This window comes from Robinsoniella sp. (assembly GCF_034124845.1).
Genome location: NZ_JAWYAJ010000457.1, coordinates 4,865 through 21,275, shown reverse-complemented (window position 1 = coordinate 21,275; position 16,411 = coordinate 4,865). Strand labels below are relative to the sequence as shown.

10 protein-coding genes are annotated in these 16,411 nt (G+C 36.2%); 8 read left to right on the top strand and 2 right to left on the bottom strand.

Going from position 1 to position 16,411, the window contains the following annotated elements:
- Window positions 1-172: 172 nt before the first annotated feature.
- Both ACH2DQ_RS22575 and ACH2DQ_RS22570 read left to right on the top strand, forming a co-directional pair.
- Window positions 173-1,909 carry a sensor histidine kinase gene (locus ACH2DQ_RS22575; RefSeq protein WP_394910779.1) on the top strand — a complete coding sequence of 579 codons (1,737 nt, stop codon included), beginning with the start codon at window positions 173-175 and terminating at the stop codon, window positions 1,907-1,909.
- Window positions 1,902-3,404: a response regulator gene (locus ACH2DQ_RS22570; protein ID WP_394910778.1), complete on the top strand. Its 1,503-nt coding sequence runs from the start codon at window positions 1,902-1,904 to the stop codon at window positions 3,402-3,404. Before ACH2DQ_RS22575 ends, ACH2DQ_RS22570 begins: the two co-directional genes overlap by 8 nt.
- Before the next feature lie 10 nt (window positions 3,405-3,414).
- On the opposite strand, the gene ACH2DQ_RS22565 is transcribed toward ACH2DQ_RS22570, so the two are convergent.
- On the bottom strand, window positions 3,415-4,572 hold the full coding sequence (locus ACH2DQ_RS22565) for a glycoside hydrolase family 88 protein (RefSeq protein WP_394910777.1): 1,158 nt from the start codon (window positions 4,570-4,572) through the stop codon (window positions 3,415-3,417).
- Window positions 4,573-4,708: 136 nt separating this feature from the next.
- On the bottom strand, window positions 4,709-5,503 hold the full coding sequence (locus tag ACH2DQ_RS22560; RefSeq protein WP_395028424.1) for an AraC family transcriptional regulator: 795 nt from the start codon (window positions 5,501-5,503) through the stop codon (window positions 4,709-4,711).
- A gap of 2,270 nt (window positions 5,504-7,773) precedes the next feature.
- Between ACH2DQ_RS22560 and ACH2DQ_RS22555 the strand changes: the two genes are divergently transcribed.
- The 6 genes from ACH2DQ_RS22555 to ACH2DQ_RS22530 all read left to right on the top strand — a co-directional run.
- Window positions 7,774-9,003, top strand: a complete 1,230-nt coding sequence (locus ACH2DQ_RS22555) for a hypothetical protein (RefSeq protein WP_394910775.1) — start codon at window positions 7,774-7,776, stop codon at window positions 9,001-9,003.
- Between the two features lie 1,324 nt (window positions 9,004-10,327).
- The gene (locus ACH2DQ_RS22550; RefSeq protein WP_394910853.1) at window positions 10,328-10,534 is read left to right on the top strand and encodes a transposase; all 207 of its coding nucleotides are present in this window, start codon (window positions 10,328-10,330) and stop codon (window positions 10,532-10,534) included.
- A 283-nt stretch (window positions 10,535-10,817) separates the two neighbouring features.
- Window positions 10,818-11,390 carry a hypothetical protein gene (locus ACH2DQ_RS22545; RefSeq protein ID WP_395028422.1) on the top strand — a complete coding sequence of 191 codons (573 nt, stop codon included), beginning with the start codon at window positions 10,818-10,820 and terminating at the stop codon, window positions 11,388-11,390.
- 1,448 nt (window positions 11,391-12,838) lie between these two features.
- A complete protein-coding gene (locus ACH2DQ_RS22540) occupies window positions 12,839-13,876 on the top strand; it encodes a ParB/RepB/Spo0J family partition protein (RefSeq protein WP_394910773.1) in 1,038 nt (345 codons plus the stop codon).
- A gap of 422 nt (window positions 13,877-14,298) precedes the next feature.
- A complete protein-coding gene (locus ACH2DQ_RS22535; protein WP_395028428.1) occupies window positions 14,299-14,505 on the top strand; it encodes a DUF6783 domain-containing protein in 207 nt (68 codons plus the stop codon).
- 901 nt (window positions 14,506-15,406) lie between these two features.
- Window positions 15,407-16,411 (top strand): AAA family ATPase (locus tag ACH2DQ_RS22530; protein WP_395028420.1); only part of this gene is annotated, 1,005 nt, incomplete at its 3' end.

Genomic DNA, 16,411 nt, shown 5'->3' with positions numbered 1-16,411 from the left:
TTGTTTATTATCATACGCAATACATTTACATCATATTGACACACTGCCTTGTGTTTTTTCTAAAGTAATGTTGTGTTTTTTTTAGAACTGTCTAATGCCCTATATTTCCTGCTTACATGTACTTCTTTTTCTGATATAATTAGGTTCAAATTCAGGAAAAGAGGATTGTAAAATGGGGAAACGAATGAAAAGAACTTTTTCCGCTAAATTGATCGTGCTGCTTATATTTGTCATATTTATGCCTATGGCAATTTTAAGTACCTATATTTCATATAAGCTTTACCACACTGCGGTACAGAATGATGCCCGGATGAACCAAAGCAGCCTGGAATCCATATCCAGCAGTTTAAATGTCTACTTCAACGGTTTTACTCATATTACAGACTCCGTTTTTGTATCCGACAGCCTTCAGAATCTACTGCTTACAAAGCCCACCACTCCTTATGAGAAGCTGTTAGCCGACCGGAATTACGATGAGACTATACAGAATATCACCATTAATAACTACGATATAGAAAGTGTTTATTTAATGGCTGCAGATGGTGCGGAGTATTTCTCCGGCGGAAACCGTTATATCGCAGATATCCGGAAAAAGTGCGAAGAACTTTCAGATATGAAAAGTTATGATTTTCCACTTCAGACCGGCTTCTCCACTTCCAGTTATCTGACTGGCAATGTACCCGTTTACATAACCGTAATTATGCAGCCTGTCTTTAATTTAGACACCCGTGAATATCTGGGCATGGCTGTGCTGCAGTTTCATGCCAATATACTGGACAAGCTTCTGGATTATAACACAGACACTACGTTCATTACCGACCCCAGCCAGAATATCATCTACGATTCCTCCGATCAGAATCTGAATCATACATTAAACGATCTGTTTCCCAATGGACTGGAACAGCCCGTTCTCTATGAGAATGAGACTATGCTGCCCACCTACATGCTGCTGGATAATGGCTGTTATCTGATCCAGTTAAAAGATTATGAAACCAGCAACATCAACTTTTTCATGGAGACCGTCCCTGTAATCTGGATGTTTTTCGCCTGTACTATTGTTTTTATTATTGTGGCCATATTAATGGCGAATAAACTTATTTTTCCCATAAAGGTTCTCCAGTCTGCCATGTCGGACATTCAGCCGGACGGACTGAGCAGCTATGTTCATATTAAGACAAGAGATGAATTTGAAGAGCTGGGAAGCAGTTATAACCACATGCTCAGCCAGCTAAGATTATTTATTAAAAAGTCCTACAACCAGGAGATACAGCATTTACACGCAGAATTTCGTGCTCTGCAGTCCCAGATTAATCCTCATTTTCTCTATAATGCACTGGAGAGTATCAACAGTATGGCGCAAATCAAGCACCAGCCCGAGATTTCCCGGATGACCTGCTGCCTTGCCGATATGTTCCGGTACACTACGCAGCAAACGGAAAAACGGATTCCGCTGAAACTGGAAATTCAGCACGTTAAAAATTACTTTCAGCTGCAAAGCATAAGCTGCGACAATAAAGTTTCACTGCAATACAAAATTCCTGACCGCCTGCTGGATTATACCGTTCCGAAAATGATACTTCAGCCCATTATTGAAAACTGTTTTAACCATGCGTTTGACTCTCAAAATCTTCAGATTGTATTAAGTGCAGATTTAGACGACCAGACCCTGCTGATCAGAATTGTTGACAATGGAAAAGGGTTTGCGATTGAAAAGTTAAAAGAAATACAGAAAAAACTACAGCAGGAAGACCTCTGCTGTGACCAGGGTACTTCTATCGGACTACAGAATATTAACAAACGCCTGAAGATGCTTTACCATCCTGACAGCGGTCTGGAAATTTTCAGCAATGCCGGTGAAGGAACGACTATCCTTCTTAAACTAATTGAAAAGGAGATTTCAGATGTATAAAGTTTTAATTGCAGAAGATACCTCTCTGATCCGCCGGGGCATCATCAGTATGGTTCATTGGGAACAGCATAACTGTATTCTTGCGGGTGAGGCAGAGAATGGAAAAGACGCTATCAAAATGCTGGATACATTATCCCCGGACCTCATCTTACTTGACGTAAAAATGCCCTATATAGACGGAATCAAAGTCCTGGATTATATCACAGAAAGCCAGATAAACGTAAAAGTCATCATGATCAGCGGCTATAGTAATTTCGAATATGTAAAGCATGCCCTCCGTTCCAATACGGTTGACTATATACTAAAGCCTATACATGAAGAGGAACTGAACCAGGCAATTGCCAGGGCAGTGGGACAGTTAAACAGCTCCGGCTGCGGTACAGTGCCTGAAAATACTTCAGATCACCTGCTCTCTCAGCTGGAAGATAATATTTACTGTACCTTTGGGGATATATTTGATACATTACCGCCTCAGACCTTTTTCTGGGTGGCATCCGTAAAAAATAAATACAATGATTATGGTTTTTTCAAAGACAGAATCCAGACGCTGATCCCCGCCTCCATTCATACCTTATTTCACGAACATCCGGACCGTATGGATATCATTTTTTATTCCCCTTCCAGGAATGATTATACCACCGTCACAGATCTGATGCAGCGGATCTATCTGCTTGCCGATACCCTGCTGAAGAATCTGCTCTATATTGGAATAAGCGATATACACGCCTCTGACTACATCATAACAAAAGCCTATTACGAGGCGCATAAAGCCCTGTGCAACAAAATGCTGCATCCCTCCCGGTTCTTATTACTATACCGGGATTTCAGCCATAAGGCATATCATCTGGAAGATGTCTTTCACGCAGAACTCCCACTGCTGAACTTTTTACTGGCGGGCAACAGCACCAATGCCATTGCCCTCTGCGGTGAGATCATAAATAAACATATAAGCAGTGCTGATATGAACCTGGATGAATTCTGTATGCTGCTCACAGAATTCTATTGCACCCTGTCAAAAACTGGAACCGTCCGCGTATGTGAATTACAGCAGGAGATCAGCTCCCTGCACAACCTGGAAAACCTGCTCAATTTTGATTCTACCGGCCCATTAATCGAAACTCTATATAAATACTGCGCTTCCATAACCGCCGAAGTCATCAGCCGCCGTACAAATATTGATACCTCCGTGCTGGAAATACAAAAATATATAGAGCAGCATTTTGCAGAACAAATCACATTAAAAAATCTGGAAAACCTGTTTCATCTGAACGCTTCCTATATCAGCGTAGCATTCAAAAAAATAACAGGAACCGGAATAAATAAATACATCCGGAAATTGCGCATGGAAAACGCCATCAGGCTGCTTTCCACAACCGACTACAAAATGACAGACGTCTGCGAAAAATCCGGCTTTACCAACTATGTACATTTTTCCAAAGAGTTTAAAAAATATACCGGCGTTTCACCCAGTGATTTTCGCCAGAAACAACCATAGTCATTGCACCCTACCAGATAAACAAATCACTGCCATTTAATTTTAACATCGCCTCTATAAAAAAGTAATCCCCGTAGATTATATTAAATTCATGGCTCTGGTCATGATAAGCAGCTGTACATTTCTCCAGTATACAGTCATTTCCGGTTCCCCAGTTACACCGTTTTTCGTCTAAAGCTTTAAGGAGTTTTACAGCCGCATTTAAATACATATTCTTCTCACACTCCGATACAAGCTTAGCAATTTCAATGAAACCGCTTGCCGCAATAGCCGCTGCTGAGGAATCTTCCCAGTCAGGGAGCGGCGGCTGGCGGAAATCAACCGGAATCAGATTATTCTCCGGTATATTGGAAATAAAATAATGCGCTGCTCTTTTCGCAGTATCCAAATACCTTTTTTCCCCGGTGTGTTTATAGCTGATCGCAAACCCATACAGCGCCCATGCCTGTCCCCTGGTCCAGGAAGAGCCATTTGCAAATCCCTGCCCTCCGTGGGTCCTCACACAGCTGCCTGTCTCAGGATCAAATTCCACGATATGTTCCACTGATCCATCCGGGCGTACAAAATTCGCCATTACAGTATCCGCATGACGCATAGCGATGTTTAGAAACCTTGGATCACCTTCCTCTTCGGAAGCCCAGTACAGCAAAGGAATGTTAAACAGACAATCGATAATCGCCCACCCTGCTCTGTCCCTGTCCTCTTCAAAATCATTCCATGCACGTATAAAATTCCCAGCCGGATTAAAACGACCCGCCAACAGATTTGCCACATGCATTCCCCGCTTCCTGGATTCCTGGCTGCCTGTCAGGCGGTAATTGGCAACCGCCGTTGGAAGCCACATGAACCCAACATCATGATGTAGTCCGTAAAAATCCGCAAGTGTCTGGTCTAGCAGCACTTCCGACCGCTTCGCAATGGCAGCATACTTCTCATTTTTCGTCAAATGATACATCTGCCACATCATCCCACCCCAGAATCCATTGGTCCACCAATTCAATCCATTATCAAAAGTCCATTCCTGACTGGCATCGGAACGGTCATCATGCACACCATCTACCGTTGTATAGGGGATTTTATCCTTGGATTTATCACTAACCCAATCCAACTTTTTCAAAATCTTATCCACTACTTCACTTACCCAAACCTGATCTTTCATTTTCAGCATAGCTCTTCTCCTTTAAATAAGAATTATCTCAATATCATCTCAATATTTTCTCAATATCATCCCCATTATAACTCATACAGAGATAAGAACCATTGCCAAAAGTATTCATTTACTGACTATTCCTGCTGAATTACATTCAATGATGTGCATGTGTCATTTCCCTGTATGCAGAGGGTGTCATCCCCGTATGCTTCTTAAATTGCCTCATGAAATGCAGATCGCTATCATATCCGCAATATCCTGCCAAAGCATGAATGGGCATATCCGTCGTAGTCAGATAATATTTTGCCATACTGATTCGATTTTCAATAACATCCTGAATACAGGATATTCCAAATAACTCCTTATATAAATGCTGAAAATAAGAGGCACTCATATGCACTTCTTCTGCAATTTCTTCAACACACCATTTTTGATACGGCGCATTTTGTATTTTCGACCGAACTTTACTCATCAGTTGAAAATACTTATTTTCCCTGCCGGTACCCTCAGATCCCGCCATCTGTTCATCAATCATATAGAACAGAGAACGCATTAACGCATCCGTCACATTTTCCTTACAGCATCCATTTCGGTAAAAAGCTGCCGCTATCAGCTGTATAACCTTGCTAATCTCCTCTGGATTTGACAGATACAATGGAGTCTCATAAGGTATCTCTAATAGTTCTGCCAAAGGCTTTTCGCCGGTAACGGAAAAATGGATCCAGTCATCATTGAAAAAATTCCCGACACTTCCGTAGTGCGTATAAATGTTTTTATCAAACAGAAGAACCATGTTGGGTTTCGTTTCCACCCTCTGCCCGTTCAGCTCTACCCATGCTTGAGTCTTCACTACCAGTAATACATAGTGATCTGCTCCAAATCTTCTCTCCATTTCAAATCCATTACGATGCCTGGAATCGGCACCACAGTATATTACTGAAATCATCATTTTCTCCTTACAAAAAGCGTGTTCATACATTGCTGTATACGTTCTGACCCAAATTACTATTGTAAAATTTAGTCGCTATCTTTTGGATTCAATTTGTTGTCCCACTAAAGTATCAACCCATCAGCCTGTCAGAAATAAATCACTGGAATTTAGTCGCTATCTATAGTAAAGACAATACTTATGTTTCATAAATGAGTCCCGTTTTACCCTTAGTCCGGAGGTTTTCTTTTATACTAATTAATTTAGTTCGCTATTTTCTGCTTGTTTTTATGGCCTATATAAAGTACAGACTTGCTATTTAGTCGCAAAGTTTGTTTCTTTAACAAAAAAATCGTGCATAAACTCCTGTATCATTACAAAGCTTGTAAAATAGAAATCATATTATTTAGTACGCTATTTTGTGTCATTTTATTTGGGTGGATTTAGTCCATACAAATATTTTGTCTTCAACTAACAACATTTTCCAATATGCTGTCCCCTATGAAATACATTTATCCCAGAATGTTTAATAGATAAAAACTAGATATTTATTTGGATTCATCTATTTTAGTGCGGTATTTTGTGCATATTTTTATGATATTATTTTTAATTTTTTCACGGTCTGATAAATTTAGTACGTTAAAACCTGCACATTTTTATAGAATTATAGCTTTCAAGACTCCTGCTTTTAGCGTTTTTCCTGCAATTTATATCTTATAGCTGCAAAAATGTCATGTAAATCACTTGCCATTTTAAAGGAAAATCTATATTTAGTTCGCTGAATCCTGCACATTTTTTTGGCTTTGATGTCCCTGAAATAAACTGGAATTCCTGTTAAGACTCAATTTATCTCTGATAATTCCCTTATTTTTCCAAAAAAATCGTTATTCATCCAGTCATAACCCGTCCCTGGAAGAAGTTACTCCTATTTTGTATTTAGTCTCTAACTCGTATGGATGTTAAAATTTCATTCCATCAAGATTTAGAATTTAGTCGCTATCTCTATAACAATTACACGTTTTCAAATTTAGTCGCTATCTATTCTGGCAACACCAGGATAACAGCTCAAAACATGATTTCATTCTGTCTGATTACACTTTACATAATTTAGTCGCTATCTTTAAAAATAATTCTATCTTTTATCACTAATCATTTATATGTACCACTGTCTGACCATCAGCTTTTTAATTTAGTCGGTATCTCAATACAGGAAGTCAACAAGCGAGCAGCCAGGTCGTTGTTCTCCGCTTCCGCTTCGGTCGTTGCTAAACGAACATCCACTAGACGTTCAGCAACCCTCGCAGCAGTCGCCAAATGGACGCGCCAGCATATCCGTTTGCCTCGTTTCTGGCGGAAATTAAATTTAGTCGCTAACCTCCGGCATTTTCTAAAAATCATTTCCATATAATTACCATTTTACCGCTGAAATTTACCCGATACCCCTAATTTAGTTCGGAAAACCTTGTAAGTTTTTTTAATTTGATATATTTAGTGCTCAATTCTGTGTACTTTTTTATGGGTCTCTTTTATTTAGTTCGCTATAACCTGCGCATTTTTATAGAAATAGTAACCTGCCGGAACAGGTCGTACCATATTTTTTTACCAACCATAAAAAAAGACATATGATTCCGGATCAATTCACAATTTAGTCCGCAAATACATGTCTACAATTATAGAAAATCCTCTTTTTTGAACATATGGAATTTAGTACGCTGAAATATGCTTATTATTTTGGAAAATTTTTTTAAATTTTTTTATTTTCTTGTAAAAACAGCTGAAACCCTTAATTTTCAAAGATTTCAGCTACTTTTCCTCTAAAATGACATTTTTATTATTTCTACCATGAAAGTACAGGATGATAAGTAAAATCAAGACTTTTCGATATTTAGTACGCTATTTCCTGCACGAAATTATTGTTTTACAAACTCCGATTTATATTGTATATTATAGAAAAAAGTGGATAACCTATAAAATTTTGGCGATTTTACATTTGGTTATCCACTCGATAAAACATTACCGTTAATATTGTTGTTTGGCGATTCCAATATTAACGCGCTTACACCGATAATATTTACCGATGGGCTTTATAGCTTCATTGTACTATTAAAGTACGCCTTTTTCAAGACCCTTGTGTAAATTTTGTCGCTATCGTATAGTTTTTTTGGCAAATATGGGCAAAGGGTAGTCATCTCTTACATTCTTTTTTTATAGATTTCTTATCCCGAATAGCTCATTCGCTTTCCAACTTGATAATTAGTGACTAACAATTGAATTTACGAGGTGTGCTGAAAATGTTACTGAACCTGAATAATTTTGCCCGTGTTGGCAAAGGACCTGCTTTGAGGGCTATTGGCCTTCAAAAAAACTATAAGGAATACTATACAGAGTATCAACAGCTGGATGAAGCCGCATCCGGCTGCTTTTCGTGCCCTCATTTTAAGTACAAATCATTTTTAGAATACATGCCACAGGAAATTAAGGAAAATATCTGCAATCAATGCGGCAGTTGTCCAAAAGCAGTTTACAAAACTGCCTACAAAACACATATCAAATATATTAATGAAAAAAATATGTACGGCTATCAGCCACGCTTAAAAGGAAATGCACTAAAACTCTTAATCACATACCATTTTCTTTCGCCCAGTCCGCGCGGATTTATTTCTGATGTTTCAGAAAAAGAACTGGCGGAATTTATTAAATGTGATATTAAAACAATCAAATATTCCAATGAAGTTCTGGCAAGATATGGTTACATATCTTATCACGCTTCCGGTTGGGAGAAGAATCATATTTCAATACTTCTTCCAGAGTATAACACCTATCACCTTACAGCTTCCGAAGGCGGCAGGGGATACGCAACAATCAGTAAAGAACTTTTGCAGCAGATCATGAATATTAAGGATATCAACCAACTTCGGATCTATCTGCGTTCTATTATGGAATCAGATGCATCTTCTGCTCCCCAGGTAAAATTGGAACGCTCATATGAACAGCTGCGCAGATATCTTCCAGGTTATTGTAAACCCAATGTAATCAAAAAAGCTCTGGTTTCACAAAGCGATATTTTTCATGTTGAATATGAAAACAGCAAGGTGGTGCTCCATCTTAACGCTGTTTATAACACTCGACAAGCCAAACTACAATTAACAGAAGAGAACCGCTGTGAAATACAGTCCTATATTACTGCTTTAAATGATATGCTGGATCAGTACAATCTATTACAGGAACATCCCGATGATGATCCAGGCAATCTGGCCGAGCAGCTGCGCACATATGGATTCAACACATATCCGGATACATATAAAGAACGTAAAACCAATACATATCCTCCTGTCATACTAAAAGACAACGATTATCGGGATCTGGGCCTGTTAAGCACAACCTATTCTCTGACTGTTGTAAAACAGACTGTAATAGAAATATACAATACATATATTCTACCAAAGCGTCCAATCGAAAGTTTTGGTGCATTAACCAGATCAATTATAAAGAAAGAAGCCCTTTTTTCAAAAGCTTCCTGACCGAGGGCTTCTTTGTCATGCCTTTTTTTATTCTTAATAAGCAATTTTTGTTTATCTGCCCCTTTTTTCAACCTCAATTTCAACTATTTTGTAAATCGGTTTCCTATTTTTGTTAAATCCATGATTGTCAGCAGAAATTTTTTATCCACAATTGGAAAGTTTTCTTCCACAGTAATAAATATTTAATCCTTAGCCCGATACTTTTCGTTCCTGTATGGAATTTTTCATCTACACATAGAATCTTTTCGTTCCATATAAGAAATAAAACATCCACGAAATGCATTTTCCTTCCACTTTTAAAAAAACTATTCCACAATTTTCAATTCTCTTCTTCTTCTTTTTCTTTCTAAGCTTATAAACAAAGGGGATTTGGCATTTGAATTTAGCAATTATGTTTTTATAACTATGTTATTATAATTATGTTTATTTAATCATGTAATAAATATGTTCGTGATAAATACGTATGCTGCCATTTTTATAATAAAGATGTAACTTCAATTCTAATAGATTGCATAGAAAAAATAATAAAATATATTATAATTCAATTATAGTAAATATAATTTTAAATATACCCTATTATAGCATGAAATTAAAATAAATAGAATGAATTGTTGTAAGCCACAGCCGACATTACAGCCAGCTTTATAAATATTATTTATTAGTAGCTTTTAAATATTGTCCATATGATTACTCTTTTAATAATATTGTAGTATATTTAGCAAAATAATGATGTAAGTATGTATGTTATATATGCAAAAAATAGGTGATCGATATATCAAAAACATATTTTGTTATCTAGTTCTTTATCTCATGAATCTATGAATATGATTTTCATATTGAAGCTCTCTCCTGTTACGTGTGTCTACATAAAAATATCATTACAAGATATCCATTTAATGATAATCTAGTTTACACTATTGGCTAGTTTTACTACAATGCATTAAATTTATTTTTAGTGACAGTCCTCGCTGACAAAGAAATTTTATACCTCTTCAAATTTTACCTATTTATAGAATGTGATCCAGTAAATCCAGTAATTAATACACATGGGCAATTGATTTAATTATTCTGAAAGTTAAACTGCTCATGTAAAACGATGCCATAAAATGCCTTAAAACAACTTTTTTTGACATAAGGCAAAGGTTATGTTGTCTGGAAACTAAAGTCCTTTAATTAGTCGAAATATTACGTTCTAGAGAGGATGAAAAATTAAAAAAATGAATTATATAGACTAAAAATAATTTGTGATTTTGATAAATAATATAATATATCCTTTAGAGCGTAAATACATTGAACCGATTGCATTACATTTTCTGGGTGAAAAATCCATCCGCTTCTTATAACAGTTTTTTCCAAATCCCCGTTGGAGGAATCCAAACTTCTGGGGAAATACCAGCAGCTGCTTTCACAACAGCTCAGTGCAAAAGGCGGTATGCTGTCTGTTGATGACACCACTTTTATTAAGAAGGGAACCCATTCTGTTGGTGTAAAACGGCAGTATTGCGGCCGTCTTGGAAAAACAGAAAACTGATAAAATATTTATTTGCTTTTGTTTACGAAAGATTCGCAGTTTTTCTTGTTTATGCCGGAAATAACGGTTATGGTCTCCTAGACTATGAACTGTATGTTCCAAAGGATTGGTTTTGTGATTCTTTTGAAACACTGCGTAAGGAATGCCGCCTTCCGGAAGAAAAAGTATTTTTTACCAAAAATGAAATTGCTCTGACGCTGATTAACAAGGTGCTGCAAAGCGGATTGTTACAGGTACAGTGGATCGGCGTCCCAAAAAACGTCCTGTTCTTTCCCAGGAGCCTGTGTCTGTAAAGAGTATAGCCTTGGACAGCACGATTCCATGGGAGAATGTTGTGATCGCAGAAGGTGTAAAGGGACCGATCATGGCTGAAAGAAAACTCCTTCGCTGTATTGCGTGTCGTAAAGATGAAAACCGTAATTACGTAAAACCGGGAGGGGCAGTCTGGCTTTATTTGAGAAAATATGAAGATGGGACGATCAAATATTTTCTATCCAACGCTCTGGAAAACATATCCACGGAGGAGCTTGACCGGGCAGCAACCTTAAGATGGCCGATCGAGCAATGCTTTGAAGAGTGCAAAAGCAGCTTATGTATGAGTCATTATGAAAGCCGGAGTTACCCTGGCTGGAAACGCCATATGCTCTTTGTAATGATCGCACATTTCTTTACTCTTCAAATACGTGAGGTGTTAAAAAAAATCATCCCATTGACAATGCCTATGGTTGTAAAATTGATGCAGGCAATCATGGTATTCACCGTTAAAAATATGAAAATAATCGTAAGTTATTATATACGCAAGAATCATAGTGTGTATTTGTCACATCGTAAAAAGAAACTGAGTTGTGCGTTGTAGTATTAGGTAAGAAAGTATATATGCTATACATCATTATGCGATATCCAATAAAGAACAGCCAGCCACTGCCCAAGGGTCCCATCCGGCAAAGAAAACACAGCTTAGTGGTAATAACGTGAATCTCCGAAAGATGGGCTTACTTTTCGGAGTGATTTTTGGCGGATAGTATTCGAGGGCTTTCAGTGGATACTAAGCGGGCCCTCACTCATCTTTTTTTATATCTGCTATCATACACAAGTGAATGAATCAACTGAACCTCAATATAATGCATTTAATAGAACACATATAAAGCTTTCACTGTAGTACTAATTTTCCAATTAATATATAACATTATTACATTAAAAATTCCGCCCCGCGGAAAAGTAAGAAAAAACAATGTAATTTATCTAAGCTTATAAATAAGTGATTTTTTAGGATTTTATATACAAGTTGGATTTATATACAAGTTTATATTCAAGCTCCTAAAAAAATAAACGAGCACCTTTTTCCGCGGGGCGGAAATAAGAGTTATTCTTTCAGATGACGTTACTTATATAGACACCAACAATAATGTTTAAATTTTGACTTTCTGGATGGAGTTGTTGGTTTACCCAATTGTACATAGAAATAGTCTGCAAGTGTATCACTGTCATATCCACGACTAGTAGTATTTTAATTTCATCTAAATTCATGTATTTCAATAAGATGATCGAAAATTAATATCATTTCGCTGCCTGTCAATGAGCACGAGGTACTATGGATTTCAGTAAGCATCCACAAGTGCGTGACTTTTTGTTTTGACTTCGCCCTGGCGTGCACTATTTCACTGGGAGGCTTCCAGTTTTGTACCTCTATGCTGGTGAATCTAAATGATAAATGCATCTAATGAATGATCTTCCGATTTGACATTAACTTAGAATACAAAAAAATTTGTCCAGTAAACCAACATTAACCCACTGCCAAAACAGCTGTATACACTTTCCCATGAACCATAAACTCGGAGAGATCACGCTATGGATTAAGCTTGTGGGTTAGCTGTTTATATATGCTTTCTAAAATGTAATTCGACTTAATACCAGTTAATATGATAATAAATTACAGATAATGACTATTAATGCCAGCAGTAAGTCATGTCATTATACATATACAATATATAATATATAATAAAATACTATTATAAAAAATATACCTTGAATAATCCATATATATATGTGATAATTATTATAAAATGAAAAACATCACGGTGATGTTTTTCATTTTAAGATATCGATAATTGTCTATTAAACTGTTAATGTCTATTTTTGTAGAAATATCTCGATGTCTACATATAATTTTAACGTAATAGATATTAAAGTTAATTAATGTAGGTGTGAAAACACAGTGTATCATTAAAATAATTTATCCTTACGGATTGTAACGAAATTAAAACGCAAATTTAGATTATACAATGCAAAGGAGCTAAGAGGAAGATGTCGGAGGATATTGTAAAAGCATCTGTTATTGAAACAGAACGAGGTGATCGAAATCAAATAACGGAAGAAATGAATGTACAGGATATAGATCAATCGCTCGTCAATAAACTTAAATATTTATCAGATGATATGCTGGTAGATGACCCTATAAATACAGAAGTATATGGAGAATTGGAAGTCAATGAATTAGCAGAGGATATGAAAAAATATGGGTTTCAGGGAGTTATTTTAGCTTATCCATATCAAGGAAAATATAGAATTGAATCGGGACATCGAAGAAGGTATGCTGGAAGAAAGGCAGGAATAAAGGAGTATCCTGTTTTCATTACAGATCCACCAGCTGCTGAATGGGAAAGGGCCTTGAGATTAGGGCGTGCAAATCTACATTCCAGAAATAGAACTCCGATGATTATTGCAAAAGAAACGCAATTTCTGTATAACGCACATGAAGAAGAGCAAAAAGCGAAAAAAGAAGCTGGTGTTGAATATGAAAACTCTATTATTCAATTAGTTGCTCAAGATTTAGAAATATCTACATCGCAGGTATCAAAATACAAGGCACTGCTTAATTTGATTCCAGAGCTACAGAAACTAGCCGATAATGGAATATCCTGGTCTACCTTATCTTCTGCTTCTAATATGACAACATATGCTCAAGAAATGTTGTATAGACGAATTAATGGCAGATTAAAACTATATAATAAAGATGGAGTGACAAGATCTTGGTTGGAAAAAGAAATATCAGAGTTAAAGTATGTCAGAGAAGAACGAGGGTATCAATTTGATAGAAATGATATTGCACATTATCCAGAGCAAGAGAAAAAAAGAAAAGAAATAAATGAAAATAAACCGCAGCGAGTGAGAAGAAGAAATGGTACAAAGGCTATTTTAAAAAATGCAAAAGAATTATGTGAGGTATTAGATGGAGATGCAATCTATAAAACTGCTGAAATCCCAATTGTAATAAAAAAGCTTGAAGAGTTACAAAAAAGTATTCAAAAAAAGTTGGCGCATTTAAAATATGATGATTATTAAGAGAGAGTCACTAATAAATATGAAAATTACTACTGTCGTGATTATTAATGGTTAGTATGACGTAGATATGTAGTTCATACAGGATGAAGAACTTATCTTCCAAGGTCTACTGGAATTTAATCTTTCCAAACTGGAGGAAAAAAACGAGAAGACTTAGGTATTTATATAGAAGAATCAGGAAAAAAATTGGAGGGTTGATAGGAAATACACATGGCAATTGGCAGTGCAGTGTATATAGTACTTGTGGGTAAAATAAGAATACAGAGGGCAACATTTAGGATGTCGCATATTACAACAAGCAGAACAAAAAGCAAAGGCAAGGGGATGTAAATTTGCTTTTTAATATATTTTTAGTTTTCTACCACCAGATTTTTATAAAAAGCATGGTATAAAGAAGTATTTAAACTAGAGCGTGTTTAAAAATTTATTTCTGGCAGCTGCATCCCCCACTTAGCGGCATATTTGCCCCGAATTCAGGTTACGTAGCCCGCTACGCGCCCTTCATCCGGGACAAATCTCCCACAAAGTGTGACGCACAGCTGCCAGAAAGCAATTTTAAAACACGCTCTGGAAAAATATCCTACTTCCGGAAAACGCTATTATTTATCGAAAATAATATAAGAGAATGAAATACTTATTTTAAAACTCATTCCTGGTAAAGTGTGCAGTAGTTTTCTGTTTCAGCACGATGAGTACCACTTAGCGCCATATCTGCCCCAATTTCAGGTCGCGTAGCCGGTATGCCCCCTTCATCTGAGATAAATCGCCCAAAAACGAATGCGAACATCTGCTAGAAAGCTATTTTAAACAGGGCTATATTAAATAGAAATTGGATTGTATTTTTAATCTTTTTTTATATACATTATTTGACCTTCAATAAATAGTATATAATTGATGTAAAAATTTCCGCCCCGCGGAAAAAGGTGCAAATATTAATTGCTATAATAATATTATTATAATTATATTAGCTATTATCACCATCTTCTTTTCTTGCTATACTTCTACTCATATATAATAAAATATTTAAAGTTAGAAAAACCAAAATTGCTTTAATATACTGCAATACTGAAACAAATTGCGATTTTACCAGAAAATATAAAATATATAAACCAACAGTACAATCAATGATTACTATACGATTATAATTATCTAGTTAGTCTACTATTAAATATTTAAATAAATTTTATCATAGTTATTTTTTTTATTATTTGGTTAGATAGGCCGGACGAAATATAGTATACACTTTATATAATAAGTTAGATAATAATATATTCTTATTTAGAATTCAATTAACCTATTAATATATAGATGTCTAAAGATCAATGCGATTCGCAAAACTTCAAACTAAACAATTAAATAAATAAGACAAATTAAGCAGCTCTTTCTACGAACTATAACTTATTTTCCGCCCCGCGGAAATTACTGTGCAAAATAAATTCTAGTTTGTGGGAAGAAATGTGCAGATTAACTTGAATTGTTAATAGGAATGATGTATTATAATGTAGGAACATCATTGGACGGAGGTATATAATGAACAGGCTGGATAGAAAAGAAAAATTAATGAGCGAGATTACAAGATTATTGAATCAACGCGATTGGGATATGAAAGAATGGGCAAGAGCAACTGGTATTAAGCAACGCCTTCTTTCTGATATTATGGCTGAAAAGATTATGCTGGATGAAGAAAAGGCTGAATGGCTGCTGGAAGAAACAAAGAAAGCAAAAAAGAAAAAAATGCTGCGGTTTAATGAACCTCAGGTTCTTGTTTTTGGAGCCAGAAAAGGTGGTACGGGAAAATCGACTCTGGCAGAGAATGTGGCTTATGAACTGGCTAGCAGGGGATATAATGTTCTAGCTGTTGATGGTGACAGCCAGGCTGATATGTCCAGTACTTTACAATGTAAATATACGGAATTTAGAGATAAAAATATATATGATGCAATGATATTGCATAGGTCGTTGGAAGATTTTACAATAGAAACTGATTATTTGAATTTGGATCTGGTTCCAGCATCGGGTGTTATGGAAGAACTGGAACGAACGGTTGCTACAATGCAGGAAAAGCATGTAAGTTCTATGTTTAAAGATACCTTGGTACAAATTAAAGAGGAAAATTATTACGACTTTGTGATTGTAGATGTGGACAAGACAATGGGTCTTGTAAATAAGTCATTTTTAAATGGTGCAAATTATGTAATTGTTGTTGCTGAATGCGCCCTCTACTCTACTAAGGCGTTGGTACCTATTACAGAGATGATTGAAATAGTAAAAAAGACAAATGAAAAGTTGGATTGTCTTGGATTGGTGTTCAATAAAGTAAATCTAAGAAAAAATGAAGTTAAGAATGCAATAGATGATGCAAATTCATTTTTCAGTTGGCCTGCATTTGAAACATTTATTTCAAATGATGCAGCCGTCGAAAAATCGCAGCGTGTGCTTATGCCGGCAGGTGCATATGGGGAAACAAGGAACTCCAGATTCTCTAAACAGATTAGAAGTTTAACCGATGAGATATTAAGTAGAATGAAAGAGAAT